Source organism: Methanomassiliicoccales archaeon LGM-DZ1, assembly GCA_030168595.1.
Lineage (GTDB): Archaea > Thermoplasmatota > Thermoplasmata > Methanomassiliicoccales > Methanomethylophilaceae > Methanomethylophilus.
In genome coordinates this window covers 940,345-967,200 of sequence record CP115556.1, presented here as the reverse complement: position 1 = coordinate 967,200, position 26,856 = coordinate 940,345, and the positions used below count along the sequence as shown (strand labels likewise).

Sequence of the window (26,856 nt, the reverse complement as noted above, 5' to 3'; positions counted from 1 at the left end):
GAAAATGTCCGCCGAGAACTCGAAGCAGGAGATCGTCCTGACCGACGACACCCTCCGCTACATCGCGCTGTTCCAGCAGCTGACCCACACCAACGCGGTCGACTGCATGGACACGCCCGACAAGCTCGTCTTCGTAGTGGAGAAGGGCCAGGGCAACATAGCCGTGGGCAAGAAAGGGGAGCACGTCATCAAGCTGAAGGAGATCACAGGGAAGAACATCCAGGTGGTGGAGTACTCAGACGACCCCGCCCAGTTCGTCATGAACGTCTTCCATGTCTACAAGCCTCAGAAGGTCGTCATCGAGAAACGCGGCGACATCAATCACGCTACCGTGACCGTGGATCCCGAACTCAAGGGCCGCGCGATCGGAAAGGCCGGCAGGAACCTGCGCATAGCCAGGGATATCGTCAACAGGCATCACGATATCCAGAGCCTGAGCGTAGAGTGAGGCCGGCGCCCCCGGTCTTCACCAAGGTGGAGAAGCAAAACCTTTCAGCGGGGCCCTGCCCCGCCTCTTTTCTCTCTCAGCATCAAGTCTGGTCCATAGGCAGGCCCTCGGCCGGCCATGAGGGCATCATCGGTTGAGCGGAGTGCGCTCGACCTCGAGCCTGTCCCTGGTCGGGTATTCCTCCGTCTCGTAGCACCTGTACGGGAGGTCCCCGCAGATCTCCTCCAAGACCCAGGGGGCCGTCTCGATGCGGTTCCGCTCCCGGTCCACGAAGATGAGCTCGTCCGGCACATCGAAATCATCCTTCAGCAGGCCGGCGGCGGCATCGAGGTCATCGGCGTAGATTATGCCCTTGATCAGGGTCCCGTCCTCGGTGACCACATCGTAGGGCCTGGCCGTATTGGCCGCCCTGCGCTTGAGGCGGTTCCTCAGCTGGACGCCGTCCTTGAAGCGGGAGCTGCAGAAATGGATGGGGAGGTCCGGCAGGGCCTTCATGACCGCGAGCGCGGCCTCTTCCGAGCCTTTAACTGCAGATGACACTTCGTCCCTGACCTCGTAGCCGTGCTTCTCCATCATGTCCCAGTTGGTCTCGCTGAACTCCAGCTCGTTGAGGTTGGCGAACTTCACGCCTGCCGAGAATGCGTACTTCAGCATGGCCGCCATGTCGTCCACGCGCCCAGGCAATGCGGGGATCTCTATGCCCACGTCCATCCCGGTCCCGGACACGACTTCGGCAAGCTCGGTGGACTCCATGTTCCTCCAGCGCGCCTCTATCGGGTGGTAGCGGATCTCGTCGAGGCCCGCCTCCTCCAGCATCCGCGCTTTCTCCAGGGATATCTCGGCCGTGTACATGTGGATGTGATGGCCGGGGCCGAAGTGCTCCTTCAGGAGGCGGATGTAATGGAGGGTCCGTTCCATGTCCTCGGACGGGTCCCCGCCGGTGATCCCGGTGCCTTCCGCGTCCATCGCCTCAGCCTCCTCGATGACCTGGTCGTCGTTGGAGACCGGCCCTTCGTTGGCGTACACGGACCCGGAGGTCCTGCGGTTCTCTGATATCGGGCAGTAGAAGCACCCGGCGCGGCACCTGCCGGTGACGAACAGGACCATCTTGGATCCTCTGGTGCAGTATTCGCATCCCTCGGCAAGGGGGCCGTTGGCGGCCGAGCCCGAATCGAACCTCACAAAGGCCATGGCGCGGCAAACGCTTGCGAAGTTTTAATAATGTTCTGGGGATGGAATGTCAGATGAAGAAGAGCAGCCGTGTCATACTGGCACTTGACGAGACCGACCGTGAGAAGGCGCTTTCCGTGGCCGATTCCGTCTCCGGGACAGTGGACGCGATCAAGATAAACTGGCCCCTGGTACTCTCCGCCGGGCCGGAGATGATAACCGAGCTCTCGGAGCGTTCGGACGTCATCTGCGATTTCAAGGTCGCCGACATCCCGAACACGGTGCATCTGATCGTTGATCTGGCACTTAAGAGGGGGGCCTCCGGGGTCATCGTCCATGCCTTCACCGGCTCCGACTCCCTGTCCGAGGCGGTCAGGACCGCCGAGGGACGCGGCTATGTTTACGCTGTCACCGAGATGAGCCATCCCGGAGGGAAGGAGTTCACCGCCCCGGTCGCAGAGCAGCTGGCACAGATGGGCGTGAAGTGCTGCGTGAAGGGTTTCATCGCCCCCGCCACCCGTCCGGACCGCATCGCCGCCATCAGGAGGATCGCGGGCCCGGGCATGGAGATCCTCTCCCCCGGTGTCGGTGCTCAGGGGGGCTCGGCCGCCGAAGCGATCAAAGCCGGGGCCGATTATGTCATAGTCGGCAGGGCCATCTACGGTTCGGAGGACCCAGCGGCCGCCGCCCGCGCCTTCGCCGCCGACGTGCGCTCGGCGCTATGACCCAGACGGGAAATGCGGCGCGGCAGGCGCCGATTCCGTTCCGGGTCCGGCCTTTCCTATTGTATTTATTATAATTACGCGCCCTGAACGTATAAATAACAAGTCCTGCATGTTTGCGCATTCCGATTTATAATTGGAGATTCGAAAATGCGCATATTTGGAAAAGGAAAAGCCTCGCCCGAAGAGGGCGAAGCCCCTGCCGCACCCGCTGTCAAGAGCGAAGGCGGCATAGGTTGGCTCAAAGAGCACTGGCTCCCGCTTTCCCTGTTCGTGATCGTTCTGGCGGCCTTCCTGGTAAGGTTCGTCTACGCGTACGGGATCTCCGCCGGCGACAATTACGCCCTGTCCGGCGGCAGCAGCGCGAGCAGCAACCTCCGCATCGTCATGGAGATCATGGCGGGCACCTACGACCCGTCCAGCGTCGCCTCCCTGAACTATCCGTTCGGGTCTGTGAGCGCCTACGGGCCGGCCTACGATTACATCATGGCGGGCATAGCGCAGATCGTGACGGCTTTCGGCATCTCGGACCGCACCGCGGCAGCCGGGACCATCGCCTGGGCGGCGCCCATACTCGGTGCCCTCACCTGCATCGTGATCTACGGCATCGGCAAGAAGATGTACCGCGAGGACCGTGTGGTAGGTGTCGTCTCGGCGCTCTTCTATGCGTTCTTCGGCCTCATCATAATGACCACTCCCTTCTCGAGCGGCTCCGGGTTCGCGTTCATCTGCTTCTTCGCGTCCCTGATGGTCTACTTCATCCTGTGCGCCCTCAAGGCCGCCGATGAAGGCCAGCCCAGCGGACCCAAGGGCGTGCTGAAGGACAGGAAGGTCCTCGTTCCGACGGTCCTGGCGGCCGTCATGTTCGGGATCACCGTCCTCTCCTGGACGGGATTCTGGATGATCTTCGTCGTCATCGCCGTCATCCTGGGCATATCGCTGATCGTCCAGCGCATCTCCGGCAGGGACATGTGGCCCGCCGTCGCCATCGCCGATATCATCCTCGCGGCCGGCATCATCTGCGCCGCAGTCTGGTACGGTGCGGTCGGCCAGTGGGATGCCGTTGCCTCCGGAGCGGTCGTGCTCGGTGTGCTCACGGCAATATACGCCACTGCCTTCGCCTGCGTTGCCAAGAAGCCCTGGGTGGCCACCATCCCCGTCTTCGCCGTCGTCATCGTCGCGGTCGCCGTCGTCATCATGTTCCTCGACGGGGACCTCTCGCACGCGATATTCCACGGCAACAGCGTCTACAGCGGCACCCTCATGGAGGACCTTGCCGACAATGCGACCAGGACCTCGATCTCCGACATGGCATCGTACTACGGCTGGCTCACCCTCTGGTTCCCGTTCATCCTCGGATGCTGGATGCTCTACAGGTACAGGGCCCACGCCTCCTCCAGGCTGTACGGCTTCTCCCTGCTGTACATCTTCTCGATGTTCTTCGTCGGATGGTTCGACAGCAGCTATGCCGTCCTCGCCGGCCCCGCCTTCGCGGCAGGGTGCGGCATCCTCTCGGTGAAGGTCATCAGGGCGGTGGACCTGAAATCATACTTCAGGTCCCTCCGTGGCAACGGCTTCAAGGCCGGCGCCAGGAAGTCCCTGAAGTTCTTCCCGCTGGCCACCGTCCTCATCGCGGTGTTCCTGGTCGCCGTCCCCAATGCCGTCCTGGCAGCGGATGCGGCCACGCCCTCCAACGACGAGAAGGCCGGCTATTTCGGCGGGCTCAGCTACGACATACAGACCTCCGACGATTCCGAGTCGTCCGCCCTCTGGTCCTATTACTCGACCCAGGACGTCGACGGAGGCATCGTGACCTGGATCTCCAACTCCGATTACGCGGCCGAGGCCGGCTTCAAGAGCGTCACCGATTCCAACGGCGGCGGGACCGTGCCGATGTCCCAGATCTACCTGGGCAGCTCATCGGCCAACACGGTCGCCGTGATGACCATCAGGATGATCCTCAACCACGACGCCGCCTGGTTCGACAGCGTCATCAAGAGCGTCTTCGGCGACGATACGAAGGCGGAGATCTTCGAGAATCTCGTGGACGACCCCTCGGCCGCCCGCGAGGCCATCGCCAACAGCTCCTCAGACCACTCCGGCATCAAGCTGAACTCGCTGACCTCCGAGAACGCGGTGTACTACGCCGCTTCCCACTACCTCACGGCCAACCTCACCGAGGCCCAGATCCAGGCGCTCTATCATGACGTATGCGCAGCGTCGGGCAGGACCGGGATCCAGTACATCGAGCTCGACGGGAGCATGCTGCCCCTCTACTACGGCGACAGCTCCTCCTTCTCCACCATGGCCTACTTCGGCCAGTACTCCGCCGGGAACTACAATGCCCCGACCTACTTCTACAGCTACAACGCCTACTATGGCTACACGAGCTACACCTCGGCCATGTACGAGACGTTCCTCTGGAACGCCCTCATCGGCATCGACGCGACCGGGTACAGCAACTCGTACGCCCTGCTCTCCGCGCTTGCGGCCGCCGGCAGCGACGTGACCGTCAAGCCCCTGACCGGCATCGACGGATTCAAGATCGCCTACTGGCACGTCATGTACAATGCGGACGACAGCGCCACCAGTTCCTCCTCCGGATGGACTGAGATGGATGCCTACGAGGCCATCGCCAAGCAGAAGACCGACGGCGGGGTCATCAACTACCTGTCCAGTGTCATGCTCCTGGAGTACACCGCCGACGATGCGAGCTCCACGACCGAGACCTATACGGGCACCGTGACCGCCTCCGGCAGCGCCGTCGAGGGCATCAGGGCCTCCGTCTACACCTACGACAGCAACCTCGGGACATATGTCAGGGGAAGCACAGCCTACACCGCCTCCGACGGCACCTTTACCGTGCATGTCCCGGCCGGCTCCGACTCCTACCTCGTCCTGTACGCCGGATCGACCGGCGGAAGGGACGGCGTCGCGCTGTCCACTACGGTCATCGACTCCAGCACTTCGACGAGCCTGAACCTGACCGTCACTGCCGTCACTCCGTCCTCCGCAGTCATCACTGTCGGCGGCACAGAGTCATCTATCAGCGGCACCGCCCTCCTCGAGGGCACTGCCAGCGGCAAGACATACAGCGTGCCTGTCAGCAGCGGGACGCTCGACCTGAGAGGCCTGACCTCAGGCATCCTGCCCGACAAGTACACTGTGACCGTCACTTCCGAGAACGGGACCACCGTCGGAACCGCCACCGTCATCATCGGCGACGGCTCCGATCTTAGGATCGCGCTCACCGGCGGCAAGGTCACCGTTACAGTCACCAACGGACTGACCCAGGGATACGCCTCCGGCACCGAGGTCACCCTGACCGAGACCACTTCGGGCATCTCCTACACCGGGACCACCGGAGCGGACGGCAAGGCCGTCATTTACGTGACCGCCGGCACCTACGCCGGATCGGTCGCCTCCGACGGCCTCTACGGCTCCTCCTCATCCAACACCACCATGTCCTCGAGCGGGTCCGACAGGACCATGACCATCGCCGCCTACCCGGCGGAGTCGGTCACGGTCTCCGGGTTCTCCGGCGATGCCGTCGTGTCGGCGGTCGGGTTCTCCGGCCGCACCGACGGCTCCACGGCCTACCTGCCCATGACGGTCACCGGCAACACGTACACTGCGTACCAGCTGTCCGCCGGCAAGATCGCCTACGCAGTCTTCAGCGCGTCCTCGTCGAGCCCTGCGCTCACCGAGTACGATGCCCGCACCGTCACCGGTACTGTCTCCGAGGCCGACGGCCAGAAGATCAACGCGACCGTCGTCTTCATCAAGAGCGACGGCGCTGTGTTCACCTATGCCTCTGTTTCAGGCACCGGCGCCTACACCGCCTACCTGCCCGACGGAGATTACACTGTCTACGCCTACGGCGGCAGCGAGGTCTATTACGGCACTCTGGCCGTCTCCGGCGATGCGACCTGCGACATCAGCCTGGTCTCTGCCTACAGCGTCACCCTCTCGGTCAGCGCCAACACCAACAGGACCTCCACCTCGTCATACAACTACCTGCCCTACGTGGGGGTCTCGGCGACCGTCACTGTCGACAGCACCGATTACTCCTTCACCGTCCTCACCAACTGCGGGACCAGCTCCTCCTCCACCGGAAGGGCTGTTATCTGGGTCCCCCAGGGATCCGATGCCACCGTGAAGGTGCTCAAGGACGATCTGCGCAACACAGGCATGTTCACAATGACGGAGGACTACTCGCACACCTTCTCCGAGGTCTCGTCCAACTCCAGCCAGTCTCTGACATTCTCGGTCAGCACCTCCTCGTCCTCTACGGGGAGCCAGACCGTGAACGCTGTGGCCGCTAACGGCGGAACTATATCGCTGTACGATTCCGACGGCAACCTGATCTCCCTCAGCAGCGCCGTCCAGTACGAGCTGAAGTCCACCAGGACATCTGCCAACGTCTACACGCTGGTATCCAACAGCGACGGGACCTACACCGTGTCCTACGACACTTCCGGGGCCATCCCGGAGCTGATGCCCGGGCAGTACACCATCAGCATCAGTGATGACAGCGATCAGAGCAATGCTCAGCAGTACTTCACCTCCACGACCGTGTACATCGTTTACGAGTACGATGGCAGCAGCTACTCCGGCAAGGCAGTCCTTGACGGAGAAGCCGTCGATATCGTCCCGGTGAAGGTCACGTACGCCCAGGGAGCGACCGTCACGGTGGATTCGCTGTCCGCCCACCTCTCGTTCCTGCCCGGCTACTCCGATTACACCCTGTCCGACAATTACTGGACCGGATCGGAGAGCACAACCGACGGCGTCACCACCGTCTGGTACTACTTCGCCAAGCAGTCATACGACGAGATTTACACTATCAAGGCCGTGCTGAACAGCAAGGCCGCGACCGCCGCAGTTGATGGTTCCTCCTCCGCTTCCGGAACGACCGCCGACCTCACAACGACATACGACACGGTGACAGTCACCGGGTCCCTCGGCACCGATGCCGACGGAGTCGTCGCCGCAGGGTTCTACGCGAGCGGATCCGGTACCCTGGCCGCGAAGAACTTCGCTGTCCTGGCATTCGTGTCCCCGTCCGACGGCAGGTACACTGTCGAGCTGCCCAAGGACGAGGCCGGAGATTCGTACACCCTGTACTTCGCGTTCGCAGGCATCGCCAAGAGCGACGATGCGGCCTTCTCGGTCTACGCAGGGAACTCCGGCGATACCGTCATCGAGGCCGTTTCGACGCTCACCGAGGTCAGCTCGGTGTCCAAGACCACTGTCGATGCGGACGATGACAGCAGCATCACCTACAACCCCGTGTACGCTTCGGACTCGAAGGTGTTCAACACCGATTACACCGGGACCGTCCCTGCCGATGTGACATCTGCGCAGTTCGCAGACGGAGAAGCCACTGTCAAGATCAAGATCTACAACAACTCCGACAACGATGTTGTGTACTATCTGATCGGAAGCGGCAGCCTCACCCTGAACAAGGCGTACTTCATCCTCGTTCCCGCCAACGGAAGCACGGAGACCGAGGTCAAGGGCATCTACAGCGCCGACTCCGTCGGTGCGTTCACCGACAGCCTGAAGGTGGCGGTCTACAGTTCCGACGGGACCCTGGCCGACACCCTGCCTGTCGGAGCGATCTGCCTGGAGAAGTACAGGAACGGCAATACCTCCGACTACACCTTCACACGCACCGGCGACACCGGCGAGGTGACGATCGTCACCTCCGGCGACAGCGCCCTGCCGTCGCAGTACACCGGCGCTTCGTACAGGTACGCGGTCACGGTGACCAACACCTGCATGGGCCTTAAGACCGTGAGCCTCACACCGTCGGCAAGCCTGCCTGACGGGTGGCAGATGGTGATCGAGTACGGCGGCATCAGCAAGGTGCTGGCCTCCGGCGACACGGCGAGCGTCGTCGTGGCCGGAGACTCCGTCACTCCTGTCTACATCACCCTGGTCAACACCCTGGGCGATGCAACCAACGCGGCCAGTGTGACCGTCACCGGAGACATCGCCGAGACGACCCTGACCTACCAGACCGGAAGCATCAGCACCACTGACGGCAGCGTCAGCGGCGGCGATGCAGACAACAGCGAGGCCGGTATCAGCAGCACCTTCTGGGCTCTGACGGTCATCGCTGTGATCATCATCTTCATGATGGTCTACAGCGGAAGCAAGAGGGGGATGTTCTCACGCAGAAAGTGAAGTTGATCGCAGTATTGGCGGCCGTCATGGCCGCCCTGGCATTCGCGGCCGTCCTCAGCGGCCCGGATTCCGATGCCGAGAGCGTCGCCAACCATTCGGTCACGGCGGCCGACGACACAGACACCAAGACCGGCGGCGAACTGGAGTTCACGATCTCCTTCACGGAGTCTGCCGGCGACCCGTCCGCCATATCGTACGAGGCCAAGCTGACCAACTCCTCCGGGACCACCCAGAGCAGCGCGGTCAGCCCCAGCTCGGGAGATCTGTCCAACGGCGGGTCGGCGACCCTGAAGGTCACTGCGCCCACCACGACCGGCAAGTACACCCTTACCGTGACCTGGACCGAGAAACTAGGTGATGATACCCTCACCTATACCGACTCGGTCAGGATCGGGGTCCACGAGCCCATCACTCTCTCGATGACCCTGGAGAACACCGGCTCTGTCAGCATCAGCACCAACGTCTACTTCTATGTGGACGGGACGATGATCGAGGACAGCAGCACATCGCTGAGCATCGCGCCCGGCAAGTCCCAGACTCTCACCTACGGCTACTACGACTCCGATCTGAGCTCCGGCAAGCACACCTACTATGTCGCTTCGGCCGACGGCTCCACAGTCGTCTCCGGCGAGAAGACGTTCTACTACAATCAGGACGACAGCAACTGGCAGTCGTACCTGATGGCCCTCATAGTGATCATCCTGATCATCGTCTTCATCTGGATCTACAGGAAGCCCGTCAAGAACTACGGGAAGCCCAAGGCCAGGCGCTGAATCAAACCTTTTCCCGGGGGGCATTTCCCCGGCATTATTCTGAATTTCTGGAAAATACGGCAGGATCCCTGCCGCCGGACCCATTATGTCTGGGACATCATCTCTGCGCCGCGGACATGACGGCCGCCGTCGCGATCTCCGAACGGGAGCGCTCCACCAGCTGCCTCGCGAGGTCCTGCTTCCTCCTCACGGGGGCGACGGAATCCTTCACATCCAGCGACATGAGCGCGTCGCAGAGCATCTCCATGGAGGCGAACACCTCCCTGGCCTTGGCCGTGTTCCCGTCGGCGAGGTTCTGGACCATGTCCCTCCTGAGCTCTCCTACGGCATCTCCCAGCCCCAGGGCCCAGGCGGCGGGGGTGACGTCGAGCAGCTCATGCCCGGGGATCTCCGCTCCCCTCAGAGCGCTGTCGTAGATCGCCGTCTCGGCGAACTCGGCCATCGCCGACTGCACATGTTCTCCGAAGATAAGCTGGGGGTGGGCCATGAGGCTCTCCGTCAGGGCGGCGAGGTCCCCGGAGATGGAATCTATGAGCTCCGGGTCCCTCCTGCCGACATGGATCATATGGATCGCCGTCTTGGTCTTCCTGATGATCGCCCTGGAGCCGCTGAACGCGCGCTCCTCCGCTGCCTCGAGCTCCGAAAGGGCCTCCTGGACCTCCGCTGTCTCCTTCTCCAGTCCGTTCATCCTGTTTCCTCCCTGTACCTGTCCATCAGCGTCCTGTGGAACCCGGAGCGCAGCCCGTCCCTGAACAGGTCGCGGCCGATGCGGCGGGAATAGGGGCATTCCTCGGGGAAAGTGAAGCCCTCCCCCGGGAAGGTGACGTCCAGCAGCGTGAGCCCCTCGGGCTTGGCCAGTCCGAACGTCCCGTCCCTGCCGGCGAGGATCTCCTTGACATCCTGCAGCGAGGACATCCCGAGGCCCACCTGCATCACCGCGGCCATTATCCTGCGTATCTGGTTCCAAAGGAAGTAGTTCGCGCAGAAATCGGTCTCGATGATGTTCCCGCGGAGCCTGACGTTCACCGAGTCTATCGCCATCACTGTGGATTTCCCGGTCTCGTTCTTGGCGAAACGCTTGAAATCGTGATGCCCCTCGAACAGCTCCGCCGCCTCCCTGAACGCCGGGAGGTCCATGCGGTCGGCGGGGCAGGAGTACCTGTAATAGCGTTTGTCGGCGATCCTCGGGTTGAAGGCATCGTCCACCTCGCGGTATGCCAGGTAGTAGACCCCGTCGGAGACGGAGTTGAGCGCCCGGAGCATGGTCTCCGGGTCCTTGAACTCGGTGTAGAAGGCTATCGCGTTGCCGAGCGCCGAGACTCCGGCGTCGGTGCGGCTGGCGAACCTGAGGTCTATCCTGTCCTCGGGCACATGATCGGTGAGGAGCAGCTTCGAGCGGACCTCGCCGGCGACCGTCCTCAGGCCGGTCTCCGGAGGCTGGGCCTGCGATCCGCTGAAGCCCTCCCCGAGGTATGCGACCTTGACCAGGTAGCGCCTCATGCGCCGCGGATGGCCTTCATGTGGTCTATGCGCTTCTGTATGAGGGCCTGGGTCCCGATGTCGTGGCGGACGAAGGAGCCCTCGCACTTTATGTACTTCAGGCCGGCTTCGCAGTTCTCCTCGGCCTCGGCGATGGTGTCCCCCACGCCGACGATGCCGACGGCCCTGGAGGTCCCGGTGACGAGCTTCCCGTCGTTCTTGTACACGCTGCCGTAGTAGACGACGGCGCCGACCTTGTTGATGGCGTCCGTGTCGATGGCGATGGTGTGCCCGGCGACCGGGCTGACCCCGTAGCCCTCGGGGACCACGTACTTGACGACCGTCGCCTTCGGGGCGAAGCGCACGTCCGGCCTGGGGCCCTTGCCGGCCTCCCACTTGATGATGTCGGAGAAGCTGGTCTCCAGGGAGGTGAGGACGTTCATGGCCTCGGGGTCGCCGAACCTCGCGTTGATCTCGATGATCTTGGGTCCGTCCTTGGTGAGCATGAACTGTCCGTACATCACGCCGCGGTAGGGGCACCCTTCCTTGTCCAGGGCCCTGACGATGGCGAGGTCGATGTCGATCGCCTTCTGCCTCTCCTCGGCCGTGACGAACGGCAGGAGGCCGTCGGCATCGGAGTAGGAGCCCATGCCCCCGGTGTTCGGCCCTTTGTCGCCCTCGTAGGCCCTCTTGTGGTCCTGGACCAGGGGCATGGGGATGACGTCGGTCCCGTTCACGAAGACCATCTGGGTGAACTCCTCGCCCTCGGCCTTCTCCTCGATTATGACCTTCCCGCCGCCCACGTTGTTCTCGAAGATCTCGCGGATGTACGCAACGGTCTCGTCGAGGTTGGCCAGCTGGTCCCCCTGGACCTTGACGCCCTTCCCGCCGGTGAGGCCGACAGGCTTGATGGCCACGGGGTAATCGACCTTCTTCACGAACTCCACGGCCTCCTCCTCGCTGTCGAAGCTCGCGTACCTGAGGTTGCCGTCGATGCCGTACTTCTCGACGAGGTTCCTCATGAACGTCTTGGAGGTCTCGATCCTCGCCGCGGCCTTGGTGGGCGAGGCGCATTTGATGCCCATGTTCTCCAGGGCATCGACGACGCCCGCTCCGAGGGGGGCCTCGGGGCCGACGAAGGCGTACTCGACGAAGTTGTTGAGCGCGAAGTCGCAGATGCTGTCGACATCGTCCTCGTCGGTGTTCAGGACCTTCTTGGACCTGGCCTCGATCCCGGGGTTGGTGTTCTTCATCACGGCGTAGATCTCCGCTCCGGAACGCCAGAGCGCTTCGACGGCGGCATGCTCCCTGGCGCCTCCGCCGACTGTCAGTATCTTGATTCCCATCGTCATGCCTCCAGCAGCCCCAGCGCCGCGATGACGTCGTCCACGCCCTCGCCCTTCTTCGCCGAGGCAGTGATTATCTTCTTGACCCCGCCGGTGAGCTTCGCGTAGTCCCCGATGATGACCTGCGGGTCGACGCCGACGGCGTCAGCTATGTCCATCTTGTTCAGGACGGCGATATCCGAATGGAGGAAGATCTGGTGGTGCTTCCTCACCATGTCGTCGCCCTCGGTGGTCGAGATGACCACCGCGCGGTAGTCCGTGCCCAGCGGGAAGTCCGCGGGGCAGACGAGGTTGCCGACGTTCTCGATGATGACGATGTCGTACTTCGATAGGTCGACGCCGTCCAGCACCCTGTTTATGTCGTGGGCCTCGAGGTGGCATTCCTTGCCGGTGTTGCAGTTGATCGCATCGAGCCCGGCGGCCCTGAACCTCTTGAAGTCGTCGTCGCCGGTCACATCGCCGGCGATCACGAGCACCCTCTTCCCGGCGGCCGCGAGACGCTTCCCCATCTCGCAGATCAGGGTGGTCTTCCCGGAGCCGATGGAGCCCATGAAGTCCACCGACCTGATCCCGTTCTCCTTGAAGCGGTGGTATATGCCGTGGGCGAGGTCGCTGTTCTTCTTCAGGACATCGGTCTCCATCCCGGCCTGTATTATATGCATGCACGCGTGATTACACTCATGGCAATTAAAGGTTGAGAGGGCGGTCTGCGGAACATCATCCGCATGCCCCCGTCCCTTCCGGAGATGTTCGCCCCGCCTGTCCCCGCTGACTGCCGCACCCCCGGTTGAAATACCGTACGCATGTAAGCTGTCACGCCATGAGCAAAGACGGGAAAGGCATCGGTACAGAGCAGGGGAAGAGCATCGATATAAACAACGCAGTCGATTGGAGTTCCATGGATGCGGCGATCGGCAATTCAGATTTCAAGGACGTACGTGACAAGGGCGGATATTTTGTCGATAAGTCGGAGCTCATCAACAGGATTCTGAGGATGGAGAGCGCCAAGGTCTTCCTCTTCACAAGACCCAGGCGCTTCGGGAAATCGCTCAACCTGAGCATGATCGACGCGTACCTGAACCTGAATTATAAGGGCAACACCTGGTTCGACGGGCTGAAGATCTCAGACCTGAGGCCTGACGATCCGCTGAAGAACGCATCCCCGGTGATTCGCCTGGATCTGGGCTGCATCGGGGTAGACACATGCGATAAAGCTATAGCCAGCACTCGTGCGGTCATTGCCGACGTCTTCATGGACCACCCGGAACTGGACAACTCAGAGAGGCTCAGCCCGGCGCTGAGGAAGCTCTACACCAGATATTCCGAAGGAGAAGTTGAGGAGGATGAAGTCGAACTCTCGCTCAAGCGCCTGTCGAAGATGCTTGAGGCCCACTACGGCAGGAAAGCGGTGATCATCATCGATGAGTACGATGCTCCCATAAACAATGCATTCGGGAATCCGGAGCTTCGCAGCATCATCGATTTCTTCCGCAGGCTTCTGTCGAACGCGCTCAAAGGCAACGATTCCCTGGACAGAGCCGTCCTGACGGGCGTGATGCAGCTCTCCAAGGAGAGCATCTTCAGTGGCATCAACAACCTGTACGTCGATAACATACTGTCGACCGAGTTCGACGACATGATCGGGTTCACCGAAGAAGAGGTGAAGAAGATGTGCGCGGACTTCGGCGCTCCCGAGAAATTCCTGGAAGCGAAGGAATGGTACGACGGATATCGTTTCGGGAACACGGATGTGTACAACCCCTGGAGTGTCCTGAACTATGTCAGCAGGAGGTTCGTCCCGGACCGCTACTGGGCCGGGACCAGCGGGAACGGGATCATCGACACCCTCATCGGGAAGGCGGATAGCGAGACCTACAGGAACATAATGGAGATCGGCTCCGGCGGGATGGCGGCCGAAGATCTCAGCATGTCCGTGACGTTCAATGACATGTCTTCGGATCACGGGGGGAGCAGCATATACTCGGTCATGGCTGCCACCGGCTATCTCCGCGCCGAGAAGGTCCCGAGCGGCGGATACAGGCTGTCGATACCGAACAAGGAGATGCGTTCGGTGTACAAGAGGAAGTTCATGAACGCCCTCGATAGGCTCAGGGTCGGAAGCCGCCCGGTTGAGAATCTCTGCAAAGCGGTCCTTTCGAACGACGTCCCGGCGATGGAGAGCAGCCTCAGGGACATGATGGAGAGGTCCTTCAGCGTCAGGGTGTTCGATTCGGAGCACGCCTACCAGACGATGGTGGCGGGCATGCTCATGAGCCTGGGAGACACCTTCAGGGTGGAGGCCGACCGCGAATCCGGGGACGGGTATTCCGATATACGCATCATCAGCTCCTCTCCGGAGCATCCGAGCGTGATCATCGAGATCAAGCGCGCTAAAGACGGAGCCGATGCAGAGTCCCTGGCACAGTCGGCCCTCGAGCAGATCCGTGCCAAAAGGTACTGCGCCGGACTGAAGGGCGAGGTCCTCGCCTACGGTGCGGCATTCGCCGGGAAGGACGTCTCCATCGCATCGGAGACTGTTGCACCCGAGAACCGATCGCCCGAAGCCTGATGAGAAACAGGAGATACGGAGTTCCCGCTGACTGCCGTATCTCCTGCTGAAATACCGTCTGCCGGCACATCGTTCTGCTATGGCCTGCCACAACGGAACCGACAGAGGTACGGAAAAGAAGAGCATCGATATAAACAGCGCAATCGATTGGAAATCCATGGAAGCGGCGATCGGCAATTCCGATTTCAAGGACGTGCGCGATGTCGGCGCATATTTCGTCGATAAGTCGGAGCTCATCGACAGGATCCTGAGGATGAGAGGGGTCAAGGCCCTCCTTTTCACAAGACCCAGGCGCTTCGGGAAATCGCTCAACCTGAGCATGATCGATGCATATCTCAATCTGAAGTACAAGGGCAACACTTGGTTCGACGGGCTGAAGATCTCGGACCTGAGGCCTGATGACCCGATGAAGAACGCATCCCCGGTGATCCGCCTGGATATGAAGGACTTCGAGGCAGCGACTGCCGAGGAAACGGTAACTGTTGCGCGCACCGATATGAGCGCGGCCTTCAGGAGATATCGGGAACTGGAAGATTCAGATAAGCTCAGCTCTCATCAGATAAAGCTCTACGGCAGGTACTGCGACATGGATGTGGGGAAGGCCGACGTCATGATCTCGCTCCAGCAGCTGTCCGAGATGCTGGAAGCGCATTACGGCAGGAAGGCGGTCATCCTCATCGATGAGTATGATGCGCCAATCAACAATGCGTACGGGAATCCGGAACTGCGTGAGATCACCGATTTCTTCCGCAGGTTCCTCTCGAGCGCGCTCAAAGGCAACGACTACCTCGACAGAGCGGTCCTTACCGGGGTGATGCAGCTCTCCAAGGAGAGCATCTTCAGCGGCCTGAACAACCTGTACGTCGACAACATTCTGTCGACCGGGTTCGACGATACGGTCGGGTTCACCGAAGCAGAAGTGAAGAAGATGTGCGCGGACTTCGGCGCGCCGGACAGGTTCGCCGAGGCGAAAGAGTGGTACGACGGGTACCGGTTCGGCAATACCGATGTGTACAACCCCTGGAGCGTCCTGAACTATGTCAGCAGGAAGTTCGTCCCGGACCGCTACTGGGCCGGGACCAGCAAGAACGGGATCATCGATACCCTCATCGCGAAGACGGACCGGAAAACGTATGAGGACATCATGAAATTGGGCTCCGGCGGGATGGCGGCCGAAGATCTCAGCATGTCCGTGACGTTCGATGACCTGTCACCGGATCACGGGGGGAGCAGCATATACTCGGTCATGGCCGCTTCAGGGTACCTCCGTGCCGAGAAGGTCCCGAGCGGCGGATACAGGCTGTCGATACCGAACAAGGAGATGCGTTCGGTGTACGCGGAGAAGTTCCTCAACGCCCTCGGTAAACTGGAGATCGAACACGGCCCTGTCTACGGGTTCTGCCAAGCAGTCCTGGCCAACGACAGTGCGGCGATGGAAGACTGCCTCCGCGAGATGATGGAGAGGTCCTTCAGCGTCAGGGTGTTCGATTCGGAGCACGCCTACCAGACGATGGTGGCGGGCATGCTCATGAGCCTGGGAGACACCTTCAGGGTGGAGGCCGACCGCGAATCCGGGGACGGATATTCCGACATCCGCATCATCAGCTCCTCTCCGGAGCATCCGAGCGTGATCATCGAGATCAAGCGCACGGCCGGCATCGGGCAGGCGGAAGATGCCGCCCGGAAGGCGCTCGGCCAGATAAGCGCCAGAAGGTACTGCGCCGGACTGAAGGGCGAGGTCCTAACATACGGTGTCGCCTTCGCCGGGAAGGACGTGAAGGTCCTCGCCGGGCATGCGGACGGCCTCTCGGAGCACAGGCGGCCGGCATAAGGGCGGCAGGACGCCCGGACCGCGGCAGTCTCCCTCCTGCGCGCATTATAAAAGGAACGAGGGGATAGTCCCGCCGATGTACGCGGAGTTCCTATCGAAGATGCTGGAGGACGCCGGGGCGGAGGAGGGCTGCATGCTCGACCTGACCGTCTCCGGGAAGTCTTACCGCGGCGTTCTCATGCCCCACCATGAGTTCAGCGGGCATGACATCGTCATCCTCAAGGTGAAATCAGGTTACAACATCGGCATCAGGGTGGATGAGGGGGCCTCCGTGAAGGTCGTCTCCCGGCCGGTCGAGAGGAAGAGGCCGGAGGCCGCTGAGGCGGACCGCCCCGGCCTGAAGACCATCGTCCTCCTGGGGACCGGAGGCACCATAGCCTCCTACGTCGACTACCGCACGGGGGCCGTCCATCCCGCATTATCGACCGCCGATATGGTGAACGCCGTGCCGGAGATCAGGGAGATCGCCAACCTGAAGGCGAAGGTGCTGTTCTCCATTTTCTCGGAGAACATGACCCCGAAGCACTGGCAGGAGCTGGCCAAGGCCATCGCCGATGAGATCGACGCCGGCGCCGATGCCGTCATCGTGCCCCACGGGACCGACACCATGGGCTACACCGCTGCCGCGGTGTCCTTCATGCTCGGGGACGTCCCCAAGCCGGTGGTGTTCGTCGGGGCCCAGCGGTCCTCCGACCGCCCCTCCTCGGACGCGTCCTCCAACCTCATGGCCGCCGCCAGGTTCTGCGTCGGCGGCAACCGTGCGGGCGTCTTCGTGGTCATGCACGACACCCCCGGGGACGACTCGTTCGCGGTGCATCTCGGGACCAGGGTCCGCAAGATGCACACCTCCCGCAGAGATGCCTTCAAATCGATCAACGTCCCGCCTGTGGCGCACATCGACAGGGACGGGAAGATAACGTTCAACACCGAGGGGCGCCCCGTATCGGACGGGAAGTGCAGCGTGTCCGCCGACCTCTGCACCGATGTGGTCCTCCTGCAGTTCTACCCGGGGATGGACCCGGCGCTCTTCAGGGACGTGTTCATGAAGTCCAAGGGCGTGGTCATCGAGGGCTCCGGGCTCGGCCACGTGAACTCCAACATGGTCCCGCTCATCAAAGAGGCCACCGACAGGGGGACGGTCGTGGTCGTCACCTCCCAGTGCCTGAACGGGAGGACCAACCTCAACGTCTACAACACCGGCAGGGACATGCTGAACGCCGGCGCGGTCACCGTCTGGGACATGCTCCCGGAGACCGCCTACGCCAAGCTCATGTGGGTCCTGGCCAACTCGGAGGGCCGCGATGCGGCCGTGGAGATGATGAGGACGCCGCTCTGCGGCGAGATGTCCGACAGGAGGGAGCTGCTTTGAACGCCGACGGAAAGGAGGGGAAGCCCGAGATGATGTGCGGGATCGAGATCCACCAGCAGCTGGACACCCACAAGCTGTTCTGCAACTGCCGCAGCGAGCTCTCGGAAGAGGGCTTCGGCGGGATCTACCGCCGCCTGAGGCCCACCACCTCCGAGATGGGGGAGATCGACCGCGCCGCCCTCGCCCAGTTCAGGAGGGGCTACGGGTACGTCTACCAGTCCTGCCCCTGCGAGACCTGCCTGGTGGAGCTCGACGAGGAGCCTCCCCACGAGGTCAATGCCGAGGCCATGGAGACCGCGCTGATCTTCAGCGAGCTCATCGGGGCGAGCGTCATCGACGAGGTCGAGTTTATGAGGAAGATCGTCGTCGACGGGTCCAACACCTCCGGGTTCCAGAGGACCTCCCTGGTCGCCGTGGACGGCTCCGTGGAGGCCGTCGGCAGGAGGATCGGCATCCTCTCCGTCTGCCTGGAGGAGGACGCCTGCAGGAAGATCGAGGCGGACGCCGACACCGTCACCTGGAGGACCGACAGGCTGGGGATCCCCCTGATAGAGGTGGCGACCGCCCCGGATATGAGGACGCCTGAGGAGGTCATGGAGGTCGCCTCGAGGATCGGCTCGCTCCTGCGCGCGACCAAGAGGGTCAAGAGGGGGCTGGGGACGATCAGGGAGGACCTGAACATCTCCATCCCCGAAGGCGCGCGCATCGAGATCAAGGGAGTGCAGGAGCTCAGGCTGCTCCCGCTGTTCGTGGAGAACGAGGTGAAGAGGCAGAAGATGCTCGTGAGGGTCAGGGGCATCCTCAGGGAGAGGGGCACGGCCCCCGCCTCCGGCGAGATCGTCGACGTCACGAAGGTGTTCGACGGCTGCGCCTCCAAGGTCATCTCCGGCGCCCTGAAGTCGGGCGGGAAGGTCCTGGCCGCCAGGCTGCCCGGGTTCGCCGGCGTCATGAACGGCGATAACGGCACCCTCCGCCTGGGAGCGGAGATGGCCGGCTACGCCAGGACCGCGGGCGTGAAGGGAATATTCCATTCCGACGAGCTCGTCGGCGGCGCCTACGGCATCGACCCGGCGTACGTGGAGAAGCTCGCCGCCTTCCTCTATCCTGACGGCAGGGGCGCGAACGACGCGTTCGTCATCTGCGCCGCGCCCCAGAAGAAGGCGGAGCGCGCCGTCTCCCTAGCGGTTGGCAGGGCCAATGCGGCCTTGGACGGCGTCCCCGAGGAGACCAGGGACCCCCTGCCGGACGGGACGACCCGCTATTCCAGGCCCCTGCCGGGGGCCGCGAGGATGTACCCCGAGACCGATGTGCCCCCGACCCCCATCGCCCCGGAGAGGCTCGCCCGCATCAGGGCGAACCTTCCCGAGCTCCCGGAGGTGGCGGAGAAGAGGCTGGTCTCCAAGTACGGGATCAGCCCCCAGCAGGCGGCGCAGATCGTGCGCGGCGGGAGGGACGACCTCTTCGCCGAGATCGCCGACGGCTTCGGCCTGACCGCCGTGGCGGCCACCACCTTCCAGAACACCTTCCAGGAATTGGAGCACGAGGGCATCGACACCGACGCGTTCACGCATGAGATGCTCTACGGCGTGTTCCGCGCCCTGAAGGAAGGGAAGTTCGCCAAGGAGGCCGTCCCCGCCCTCCTCAGGGAGATGGCGGCCGGGACGCCCCTGGACGCCGCCGTCTCGAAGCTCGGGCTGTCCGCAGTCGACGAAGGCGAGGCGCAGGCGGTCATCGCCAAGATCGTGGACGAGCGCGCCGACTACGTGAAGGCCAACGGGAAGAGGGCCGTCGGCGGGCTCATGGGCCCCGTCATGGGGGCCCTCCGCGGGAAGATCGACGGGAAGAGGGCGAACGCCCTCCTCTCCGCCGAGATAGACCGGGTGCTGGGTCAGTGAAGGCGGGCCTCCGGCCCGCTCTTCACGCGTGACGGCCCCCGGGCCCCGGGGAAAGGCCCGGGGCGAACCGGTAATGACATAGCTTTATGATGGTGCAGCGACATATGAATGAATGCGAAGGGCCGGGGCTCCATCATATCCAAATCAAGCTCCGGCCCTTTTGCATCCTTTTCTCTATCCGTGACCTTCGATCTTCCGCAGATGCCCGCATCATATCAGGAGCATCAGCGTTCCTGCAGTGAGCATCGCGAGGCCGATCCACGACCTCGCAGACATCTTCTCGTGCAGGAACGCGGCCGCGAACAGCACCGTGAACAGGATGCTGAGCTTGTCGATGGGCACGACCAGCGAGGCCGGGCCGTCCTGCAGGGCCTTGTAGAAGCACAGCCAGGAAGCACCGGTCGCCAGACCCGAGAGGACCAGGAAGGACCCGCTCCGGCGGGAGATGCCGCCGATCTGCTTCTGGGTCCCCTGCATGAAGACGATGAGCCAGGCCATGGCGAGGACCACGCAGGTGCGGATGGCGGTCCCCAGGTTGGACTCGACGCCCTCGATGCCGACCTTCCCCAGGATGGACGTCAGGGCGGCGAACACCGCCGACAGCACGGCCCAGATGAGCCAGGAGTCCCTGGTGCCCTTCGACGCGTCGACGTCCTTCTTCTCTATCATCAGCATGGTGCCGGCGAACATCACGGCCATGCCGATGCCGGCCCAGAAGGAGAAGCTCTCGCCCAGGAAGATGAAGGCGAGGATCATGGTGAGGATGGTCGAGCTCTTGTCGATGGGGGCGACCTTGTTGACGTCGCCGATCTGCACCGCGCGGAAGTAACAGAGCCAGGAGGCCCCGGTGGCTAGTCCGGAGAGCACCAGGAACACCAGGGTCTTCGCGGAGATGTCTCCGATCCCGTCCCAGGAGCCGACGATGAGGACCATCAGCCAGGCCATGGTGAGGACCACGACGGTCCTCAGGGCCGTCGCCAGGTTGGAGTTGACGTCCTTTATGCCGATCTTCGCGAAGATCGAGGTCAGGGCGGCGAACACCGCCGAGCCGAAGGCGAACGCGATCCAATCCTCCATGCGAATGCATGGCCGTGCGCGAATAAACGCAGGAGCACGAACCTCCATTAGAGCAGAAAGGCAAGCCTCAGAACCTTATCTCCAGGACCCTGAGCCTCTCGAAGAACAGCGGCAGCTCCCCCAGGACCTTCACGTCATGATGTGCCAGCAGTCTTTCCAGCGCTTCGATGTCCATCAGCGAGGACACCACGACCACGACCCTTCCTCCCGGGACGAGATGTTCCGGCGCCCCCTCGAGCAGCCTCGGCAGCGGCCCGAGGCCGTCCGGGCCGCCGGACCATGCCTTCGCCAGCTCCCCCTCGTCGGATACCGGCAGGTACGGGAGGTTGAACACGGCGGTGTCGAACCTGCCGCGGACGGCGGACCAGACATCAGACAGGAACACCTCCATGCGGACGCCGTTCGCCTCCGCGTTCCTGCGCGCGAGCTCCACCGCCCGGGGGTTGATGTCGCAGGCGGAGACCTCGGCGCCGTTCAGGGCGCATTGGATGGACACGATCCCGGAACCGCACCCGATCTCGATGACCTTCTCCCCCGGCCGGACATCCAGCGTCTCCGCCAGGAAGACGCTGTCCTCGCTGGGGGGATACACCTCCGGGTCGGACGCGATGTCCAGGCCGTCCCTGTACTCCATGCCCCGGTGAACGCATTAAAAGGTAGAAAACACTGCGGACGGTGCATGTCGGAGAAGGGCACATCGGTCGCGGTCGTCATGGAGGGGCATCTGGAGAGGGGCCCGGAGGGGGATGTGATCCCGGAGCGCACATGGTCCACCTGCACGCTCGTGCGCACGGGCGGCAGGTCGGTGCTGGTAGACTCGGGGAGCTCCTTCACCGTCAGGGAGCTGGAAGCGGGCCTGGAGGCCGCCGGGATATCCGCGGATGAAGTGGACACGGTGGTGCTGACGCACCACCACCCGGACCACATCGGGGGCATCGGCCTCTTCCCGGACGCGGAGGTCTTCATGGTGCAGGGCCCGGGGGTCCCCGGGCGGGATGTTCATTTCATAACGGAGGACACCGAGATCCTCCCGGGGGTCCGGATGGTCATGACCCCCGGCCATACCTGGGACTCCGCCAGCCTGTTCGTCTCGCTTCCCGGAGACGGTCTGAAGTACGCAATAGCCGGCGACGCGGTCCCGAAGCGGTCGAACATCGAGAAGAGGAAGGTGCCCGCCCTGAACGTCTCCCCGGAGGACGCCATGCGCTCCATGGAGCGCATAGTCAGGTGGGCAGATATCGTGGTCCCGGGCCACGAGGCTCCCTTCCGGACCGACGGTCTAAAAAGACTTTATTAACGACATCGCCTGTTGCAAGGAGAGGAGATTGGACGGACATGGCGGAGGATATGCCTGATACTATTATGTTCGAATGCCCGGACTGCGGGGAAGAGACCGAGCACGCGATCCTCAGAGGGAAGCTGGGGAAGGCCGGCGTCGAGGGCACGTTCAGGTGCTCCGTCTGCGGGAGGGTGTTCTCCGGCTTCATCCGCCTGCCGAGGCCCTTCAGCGTCAGGGTGATGCTGTCGGACGAGGACAGGACCGAGACGACCTCCACCGTGCTGTACGAGAACGAGATCCTCGAGGTAGGGGACGAGTTCGACCTCGATGACGGGAGGCACGTGAAGATTACCCTCATCGACATGCCGGACGGCAAGAGGGTCAAGAAGGCCGCCGCCCCGGAGATCTCCGGCCTCTGGGTCAAAGCATACGGCACCCTGCACGTGAAGGTGTCCGTCAACGACAACAGGCGCACCATCCCGCTGTACCTCGATGCGGACCCGGGAGACGAGTTCTCCGTCGGGATGATCATGCATTTCGACACCTGGGACGCCGTCATCCACGCGATCAAGACCCGCAACAAGCTCATCCGCCGCGGCTCGGCGGAGGCCAGGGACATCGTGAGGATCTACGGCAAGAAGCTCCACGGGGACGCCGCCCTGGACGACATCGAGGGGCAGCCGTTCAACGAGGCCGACTACGACGACGGCGCGATGGACCTCGGCGAGGAGTGAGGGAAGGGAGGGCTCCGTGCCCTTCCTTTTCACTTCATTTATTCAAAAGAAAACTCGTTCATTCCTTCTTCTTCGCGAAACTGCCAAAGGTCGGATGGGATTTGCCCTCCGCAGTCCCTCCTGCAGTCTTTCTGCTGTCTGGGTCATCGCTGTCGTCAGGCAGGATGACGTCCAGGATGTCGGAGATGGTGTCGCTGCGGACGGTGTGCGTGGCGGCCTTGACGGTGTACTCGTCGGTGGGGTTGAAGGCGATCGATTCCGCCGAGACCTTGAACATGCCGATATCAGTGAAACTGTTGCCGATGCTGAGGGTGTGGGCGGAGTCGGTGCCGAAGCGGTCGATGAACTGCTTCACGTAGACTCCTTTATCCCTCAGGTCCACGACCACCTTCCCGTTGCCTTCGAGGGTGCCGTCCGGGTTCCACAGGACGGAATCCGCCATCCATCCGTCGAAGCCGTACTCGTTCGCGAGCATCTCGGCGGCGATATCTATCCCGCCGCTGACGATGACGCATCTCATGCCGTTCTCCTGCAGGGAGGCGACGGTCTCCTGGATGCCATCTATCACCGGCATGCTCTGGAAGCACCTGATCATGTCGCGCCGGCAGAAATCGGGCTTGGCGGACTTCCATTTGGCTATGTCCCGGCGCATGAACTCGGGCTCGTCGATCTCTCCGTTGACGAAGGCGCGGTAGGCCTCCTCGTTGCTCACTCCGAGGCACTGGTGGATCCAGGCCCAGGACGAGCGGAGGCGGGTGAGGGTGCCGTCCATGTCGAAGCAGACGAGGTCGAACTTGGGACGCATGGAACCTCATATGCGGACGATTAGAAATAGGGTTCTGATGGAGATGCATGCGGGAGATAATGGCATCGATCCAAAGGTTTAAAAGATCGAATCGATCTAGGGATTCCGATGGCAAAGGAGATCAGGGTCGTCGAGCTCTTCGCCGGTGTCGGCGGATTTCGGGTGGGGCTCGAGGATGCGTCCGATCGCTTCAGGACGGTCTGGGCGGACCAGTGGGAGCCCGGCAGGAAGAACCAGTTCGCCTTCGATTGCTATAACCGTCATTTCGCAGGCACTGGGTCTGTCAATGTAAACGTCGACATCAACGAGGTCCAGGACCAGGTCCCCGAGCACGACCTTCTGGTCGGCGGGTTCCCCTGCCAGGATTATTCCGTGGCGTCCACCAGGGCCCGCGGTATCGAGGGGAAGAAGGGGGTCCTATGGTGGAACATCGATCATATCGTCGGGGCCCTCCGCCCCAAGTACCTGCTATTGGAGAACGTGGACCGCCTTCTGCGCTCCCCTGTCAACCAGCGGGGGCGCGATTTCGCGATAATCCTCAGGTGCCTGGCCGACAAGGACTATTATGTGGAGTGGCGTGTGATCAATGCCGCCGATTACGGATTCCAGCAGCGTAGGAGGAGGACGTTCATATTCGGCTGCAGAAAAGACCATGCGTTCGCTCAGGATCGGTTGAACGAGGGCCCGGAGAAAATACTCACCAAGACCGGTTTCTTCGCGACCAAATTCCCGATGGAGAAGGAGGTCCCTGAGAATTCCATGGAGGTCTACTCGGTCTCCTGCGAGAAATACGGGGATCTCACTGATATATCGGACAACTTCAGCGGGCACTTCTATCATGCGGGCGTGATGCAGGGCCACGATGTGTACACAAGGGACTATGTGCCGATGTATGAGGAGTGCCGCTTGCCGCTCGGGAAGCTCCTGGATTCGGACGTTCCGGATAAGTACTACATCGCCGAGGACGATCTCCAGAAATGGGAATACATGAAAGGTGCCAAAAAGATCGACCGGGAGCATTCCAACGGAAAACACTACCTGTACACGGAAGGCGCGATACCCTATCCGGACATACTCGGCCGCGCAGCGAGGACGATGCTGACCTCGGAGGGAACGAAGAACCGTTCCAGCCATGTAGTCCTCGATGAGAAGACCCAGAGGTACAGGATGATAACCCCTGAGGAAGCAGAGAAGATCAACGGCTTCCCGGCCGGATGGACCGATACCGGGATGACCGACCGCCAGCGTTATTTCTGCATGGGGAATGCGCTCGTGGTCCCGCTCATCACCAGGATGGGGGAGAGGATCCTGGAGATCGATGGCCGGAAAAAGCGGCGGAAATCCTCTTCCTGATCAGGTTCGGCTCCTTCTTCACCTCGCATCCCCATATCACGACGACGGTCCATCCATCGGCCTGCAGCGCTTCGAGCGTCTCGCGGTCGTGGCGGACATTGTAGTCGAACTTCTTCGTCCAGTAATCGCGATTGTGCTCCGGCATGGGGAGATTGCACTTGGGGCATCTGTGCCAGAAGCATCCGTTCACAAGGATGGCTATCTTCCTTCCCGGGTAAGCGATGTCCGGGTGGCCGGGGGCCTTCCATTGCAGGCGGTATCCCGGATATCCCATTTCCCGGAGCATCTTCCGGACCTCAATCTCCGGTCCCGTGTCCTTCCTGCGGTTGCCCTGCATGGATTTCACGGTGTTCTCATTGAGCGGGACAGGAGAGCGTTTGTCCCTAACGGACGGCCTCATACGTTTCAGCATCGGACAAGCAGTATTTACGTTGGAATACGATATAATCGTGCTATGCCCAAGCCCAGCAGACGTGTCGATTATGACTACAGGGATCCGGAATCCATCCTCAGGTACGCTGAGAAGCTGATTAGCCACACTCTGAGGGAGGCGGTCCCCGGGATAGAGGATTCCAAGCACGGGAAGGGCGGTCTGGGCCAGTTGGTCGAGACGGAGTATTTCGGGATCGACAGCAACAACGAACCTGTGCCGGATTTCGAAGAGGCGAGGCTGGAGCTGAAGACGACCCCGATGAAGAGGATATCGAAAAATGGCCTGGTAGCGAAAGAGAGGCTGGTCCTCAACCTGATCAACTACAAGACGCTCCTGGACAGCGGTTTCGAAGGTTCCTTCATGGAGAAGGATTCGAGGATGCTCCTGATGTTCTACCTCTATGAAAAAGGGAAGAACCGTCTGGATTACACGTTCCTCAAATGCAAGATAATCGAGTTCACCGACAGCGACCTGAGGATCATGCACGAGGACTGGAACAAGATCTCGGACATGGTCAGGAATGGCAGGGCCGAGGATATCTCCTGCGGCATGACCATGTACCTCGAGGCCGCGCCGAAGGGGCAGGGGCACGGAAAAGACCTTACAGAGCAGCCCTTCTCTCCGGTGAAGGCACAGCGCAGGGCATTCGCGCTGAAGGCGTCGTTCGTGACGTTCTTGTTCAATCACTGGGGGGAGACGCGGTTGGAAGATTCGCTGGGCGATTGGAGCAGGGAACGCACATTCGAGCAGGAGGTCATCGCGAGGTTCGAGGGATTCTACGAGATGACCGTGGATGAGATTTCCGAGCTCCTCGATATCGACGGGTCCGAGGGCAAATCGCGGTATGCTTTCCTCGTGAGAAGGATGCTCAAGGTCACTGGGGACAGCATCGACGAGCTGACCAAGGCGGGGGTCATCGTGAAGACCGTCCGTCTGAAGAAGGACGGGGTCCCCAAGGAGAGCATGTCCTTCAGGGTGTTCAAGTACACCGATGTGGCATCGCAGGAGTGGGAGGAATCGGACTTCTATGAGGACCTCACGAAGAAGTTCCTGTTCATCGTGTTCCAGGAGGCCGATGCGGGGCTGGTGTTCAAAAGGGCGCTGTTCTGGAACATGCCGAAAGAGGACCTGGAGGAGGCTGAGAGGGTTTGGAAAGAGGCAAAGGAGAAGATCATCGCCGGTGATTATATGCATCTTCCCAAGACGAAGGACAGCCCCATCGCCCATGTGAGGCCCCACGGTCAGAACAAAAAAGACACCCTCTCCACGCCCCAGGGCGGAGAGGAAACTAAGAAGTGCTTCTGGCTCAGGAACACTTACATCGCGAAGGTCGTCAGCGGGCAGAACACGATCGACCGAGGCCGACGGGACCTGCCCTAAA

Annotated in this window: 21 protein-coding genes; 12 read left to right on the top strand and 9 right to left on the bottom strand. The window is 61.9% G+C overall.

Annotated features, from left to right (window positions below):
• Positions 1 to 4: 4 nt before the first annotated feature.
• Positions 5 to 448 carry a NusA-like transcription termination signal-binding factor gene (locus tag O8W32_04625; GenBank protein WII08462.1) on the top strand — a complete coding sequence of 148 codons (444 nt, stop codon included), beginning with the start codon at positions 5 to 7 and terminating at the stop codon, positions 446 to 448.
• Between the two features lie 126 nt (positions 449 to 574).
• On the opposite strand, the gene O8W32_04620 is transcribed toward O8W32_04625, so the two are convergent.
• Positions 575 to 1,639: a radical SAM protein gene (locus O8W32_04620; protein WII08461.1), complete on the bottom strand. Its 1,065-nt coding sequence runs from the start codon at positions 1,637 to 1,639 to the stop codon at positions 575 to 577.
• Positions 1,640 to 1,692: 53 nt separating this feature from the next.
• Between O8W32_04620 and pyrF the strand changes: the two genes are divergently transcribed.
• The 3 genes from pyrF (at position 1,693) to O8W32_04605 (ending at position 9,305) form a co-directional block, all read left to right on the top strand.
• Positions 1,693 to 2,343, top strand: a complete 651-nt coding sequence (gene pyrF, locus O8W32_04615) for an orotidine-5'-phosphate decarboxylase (GenBank protein ID WII08460.1) — start codon at positions 1,693 to 1,695, stop codon at positions 2,341 to 2,343.
• Between the two features lie 147 nt (positions 2,344 to 2,490).
• Positions 2,491 to 8,532, top strand: a complete 6,042-nt coding sequence (locus tag O8W32_04610) for a hypothetical protein (GenBank protein WII08459.1) — start codon at positions 2,491 to 2,493, stop codon at positions 8,530 to 8,532.
• Positions 8,529 to 9,305: a hypothetical protein gene (locus O8W32_04605; GenBank protein ID WII08458.1), complete on the top strand. Its 777-nt coding sequence runs from the start codon at positions 8,529 to 8,531 to the stop codon at positions 9,303 to 9,305. The genes O8W32_04610 and O8W32_04605 overlap by 4 nt, the downstream gene beginning before the upstream one ends.
• Positions 9,306 to 9,402: 97 nt before the next feature.
• Here O8W32_04605 and O8W32_04600 read toward each other — a convergent pair whose 3' ends face one another.
• The 4 genes from O8W32_04600 to hypB are packed head-to-tail and all read right to left on the bottom strand — an operon-like array spanning position 9,403 to position 12,792.
• The gene (locus O8W32_04600) at positions 9,403 to 9,993 is read right to left on the bottom strand and encodes an RNA-binding protein (GenBank protein WII08457.1); all 591 of its coding nucleotides are present in this window, start codon (positions 9,991 to 9,993) and stop codon (positions 9,403 to 9,405) included.
• A complete protein-coding gene (locus tag O8W32_04595; protein ID WII08456.1) occupies positions 9,990 to 10,805 on the bottom strand; it encodes a tRNA pseudouridine synthase A in 816 nt (271 codons plus the stop codon). Before O8W32_04595 ends, O8W32_04600 begins: the two co-directional genes overlap by 4 nt.
• Positions 10,802 to 12,130, bottom strand: coding sequence for a phosphoribosylamine--glycine ligase (purD, locus tag O8W32_04590; protein ID WII08455.1), 1,329 nt, complete (start codon positions 12,128 to 12,130; stop codon positions 10,802 to 10,804). Before purD ends, O8W32_04595 begins: the two co-directional genes overlap by 4 nt.
• Before the next feature lie 2 nt (positions 12,131 to 12,132).
• A complete protein-coding gene (gene hypB, locus O8W32_04585) occupies positions 12,133 to 12,792 on the bottom strand; it encodes a hydrogenase nickel incorporation protein HypB (protein ID WII08454.1) in 660 nt (219 codons plus the stop codon).
• A gap of 158 nt (positions 12,793 to 12,950) precedes the next feature.
• On the opposite strand from hypB, the gene O8W32_04580 reads away from it, so the two are divergent.
• The 4 genes from O8W32_04580 to gatE all read left to right on the top strand — a co-directional run bounded on the left by O8W32_04580 (position 12,951) and on the right by gatE (position 19,794).
• A complete protein-coding gene (locus tag O8W32_04580) occupies positions 12,951 to 14,699 on the top strand; it encodes an AAA family ATPase (GenBank protein WII08453.1) in 1,749 nt (582 codons plus the stop codon).
• A gap of 157 nt (positions 14,700 to 14,856) precedes the next feature.
• Complete coding sequence (locus tag O8W32_04575; GenBank protein ID WII08452.1) at positions 14,857 to 16,530, top strand: AAA family ATPase; 1,674 nt, start codon at positions 14,857 to 14,859, stop codon at positions 16,528 to 16,530.
• Positions 16,531 to 16,606: 76 nt separating this feature from the next.
• Positions 16,607 to 17,899: a Glu-tRNA(Gln) amidotransferase subunit GatD gene (gatD, locus tag O8W32_04570; GenBank protein ID WII08451.1), complete on the top strand. Its 1,293-nt coding sequence runs from the start codon at positions 16,607 to 16,609 to the stop codon at positions 17,897 to 17,899.
• Positions 17,896 to 19,794 (top strand): Glu-tRNA(Gln) amidotransferase subunit GatE, encoded by a 1,899-nt coding sequence (gene gatE / locus O8W32_04565; GenBank protein WII08450.1) that lies wholly within the window; start codon positions 17,896 to 17,898, stop codon positions 19,792 to 19,794. Before gatD ends, gatE begins: the two co-directional genes overlap by 4 nt.
• Positions 19,795 to 20,004: 210 nt before the next feature.
• On the opposite strand, the gene O8W32_04560 is transcribed toward gatE, so the two are convergent.
• Both O8W32_04560 and O8W32_04555 read right to left on the bottom strand, forming a co-directional pair.
• Entirely contained in the window at positions 20,005 to 20,871 is an 867-nt protein-coding gene (locus tag O8W32_04560) for an EamA family transporter (GenBank protein WII08449.1), read from the bottom strand.
• 67 nt (positions 20,872 to 20,938) lie between these two features.
• Positions 20,939 to 21,505, bottom strand: a complete 567-nt coding sequence (locus O8W32_04555; GenBank protein WII08448.1) for a methyltransferase — start codon at positions 21,503 to 21,505, stop codon at positions 20,939 to 20,941.
• Positions 21,506 to 21,550: 45 nt separating this feature from the next.
• On the opposite strand from O8W32_04555, the gene O8W32_04550 reads away from it, so the two are divergent.
• Positions 21,551 to 22,168 carry an MBL fold metallo-hydrolase gene (locus O8W32_04550; protein WII08447.1) on the top strand — a complete coding sequence of 206 codons (618 nt, stop codon included), beginning with the start codon at positions 21,551 to 21,553 and terminating at the stop codon, positions 22,166 to 22,168.
• A 50-nt stretch (positions 22,169 to 22,218) separates the two neighbouring features.
• Positions 22,219 to 22,884 carry an HVO_0476 family zinc finger protein gene (locus O8W32_04545; GenBank protein WII08446.1) on the top strand — a complete coding sequence of 222 codons (666 nt, stop codon included), beginning with the start codon at positions 22,219 to 22,221 and terminating at the stop codon, positions 22,882 to 22,884.
• A 58-nt stretch (positions 22,885 to 22,942) separates the two neighbouring features.
• On the opposite strand, the gene O8W32_04540 is transcribed toward O8W32_04545, so the two are convergent.
• On the bottom strand, positions 22,943 to 23,689 hold the full coding sequence (locus O8W32_04540) for an HAD-IB family phosphatase (GenBank protein WII08445.1): 747 nt from the start codon (positions 23,687 to 23,689) through the stop codon (positions 22,943 to 22,945).
• 108 nt (positions 23,690 to 23,797) lie between these two features.
• Between O8W32_04540 and dcm the strand changes: the two genes are divergently transcribed.
• Complete coding sequence (gene dcm / locus O8W32_04535) at positions 23,798 to 25,042, top strand: DNA (cytosine-5-)-methyltransferase (protein WII08444.1); 1,245 nt, start codon at positions 23,798 to 23,800, stop codon at positions 25,040 to 25,042.
• Here the strand turns inward: dcm and O8W32_04530 are convergent.
• Positions 24,975 to 25,442, bottom strand: coding sequence for a very short patch repair endonuclease (locus O8W32_04530; protein WII08443.1), 468 nt, complete (start codon positions 25,440 to 25,442; stop codon positions 24,975 to 24,977). The genes dcm and O8W32_04530 overlap by 68 nt on opposite strands.
• A gap of 54 nt (positions 25,443 to 25,496) precedes the next feature.
• Here O8W32_04530 and O8W32_04525 point away from each other — a divergent pair, with 54 nt between their 5' ends.
• A complete protein-coding gene (locus O8W32_04525) occupies positions 25,497 to 26,855 on the top strand; it encodes a Sau3AI family type II restriction endonuclease (GenBank protein WII08442.1) in 1,359 nt (452 codons plus the stop codon).
• The last annotated feature ends 1 nt before the right edge of the window (position 26,856 follow it).

Coding starts and splice junctions, on each gene's coding strand:
- O8W32_04525 (WII08442.1), top strand. CDS start 25,497: ATGCCCAAGCCCAGCAGACGTGTCGATTATGACTACAGGGATCCGGAA.
- O8W32_04610 (WII08459.1), top strand. CDS start 2,491: ATGCGCATATTTGGAAAAGGAAAAGCCTCGCCCGAAGAGGGCGAAGCC.
- O8W32_04545 (WII08446.1), top strand. CDS start 22,219: ATGCCTGATACTATTATGTTCGAATGCCCGGACTGCGGGGAAGAGACC.
- gatD (WII08451.1), top strand. CDS start 16,607: ATGTACGCGGAGTTCCTATCGAAGATGCTGGAGGACGCCGGGGCGGAG.
- O8W32_04550 (WII08447.1), top strand. CDS start 21,551: ATGTCGGAGAAGGGCACATCGGTCGCGGTCGTCATGGAGGGGCATCTG.
- dcm (WII08444.1), top strand. CDS start 23,798: ATGGCAAAGGAGATCAGGGTCGTCGAGCTCTTCGCCGGTGTCGGCGGA.
- O8W32_04625 (WII08462.1), top strand. CDS start 5: ATGTCCGCCGAGAACTCGAAGCAGGAGATCGTCCTGACCGACGACACC.
- O8W32_04580 (WII08453.1), top strand. CDS start 12,951: ATGAGCAAAGACGGGAAAGGCATCGGTACAGAGCAGGGGAAGAGCATC.
- hypB (WII08454.1), bottom strand. CDS start 12,792: ATGCATATAATACAGGCCGGGATGGAGACCGATGTCCTGAAGAAGAAC.
- O8W32_04595 (WII08456.1), bottom strand. CDS start 10,805: ATGAGGCGCTACCTGGTCAAGGTCGCATACCTCGGGGAGGGCTTCAGC.
- O8W32_04560 (WII08449.1), bottom strand. CDS start 20,871: ATGGAGGATTGGATCGCGTTCGCCTTCGGCTCGGCGGTGTTCGCCGCC.
- O8W32_04530 (WII08443.1), bottom strand. CDS start 25,442: ATGAGGCCGTCCGTTAGGGACAAACGCTCTCCTGTCCCGCTCAATGAG.
- purD (WII08455.1), bottom strand. CDS start 12,130: ATGGGAATCAAGATACTGACAGTCGGCGGAGGCGCCAGGGAGCATGCC.
- O8W32_04600 (WII08457.1), bottom strand. CDS start 9,993: ATGAACGGACTGGAGAAGGAGACAGCGGAGGTCCAGGAGGCCCTTTCG.
- O8W32_04555 (WII08448.1), bottom strand. CDS start 21,505: ATGGAGTACAGGGACGGCCTGGACATCGCGTCCGACCCGGAGGTGTAT.
- O8W32_04540 (WII08445.1), bottom strand. CDS start 23,689: ATGCGTCCCAAGTTCGACCTCGTCTGCTTCGACATGGACGGCACCCTC.
- O8W32_04620 (WII08461.1), bottom strand. CDS start 1,639: ATGGCCTTTGTGAGGTTCGATTCGGGCTCGGCCGCCAACGGCCCCCTT.
- O8W32_04575 (WII08452.1), top strand. CDS start 14,857: ATGGAAGCGGCGATCGGCAATTCCGATTTCAAGGACGTGCGCGATGTC.
- pyrF (WII08460.1), top strand. CDS start 1,693: ATGAAGAAGAGCAGCCGTGTCATACTGGCACTTGACGAGACCGACCGT.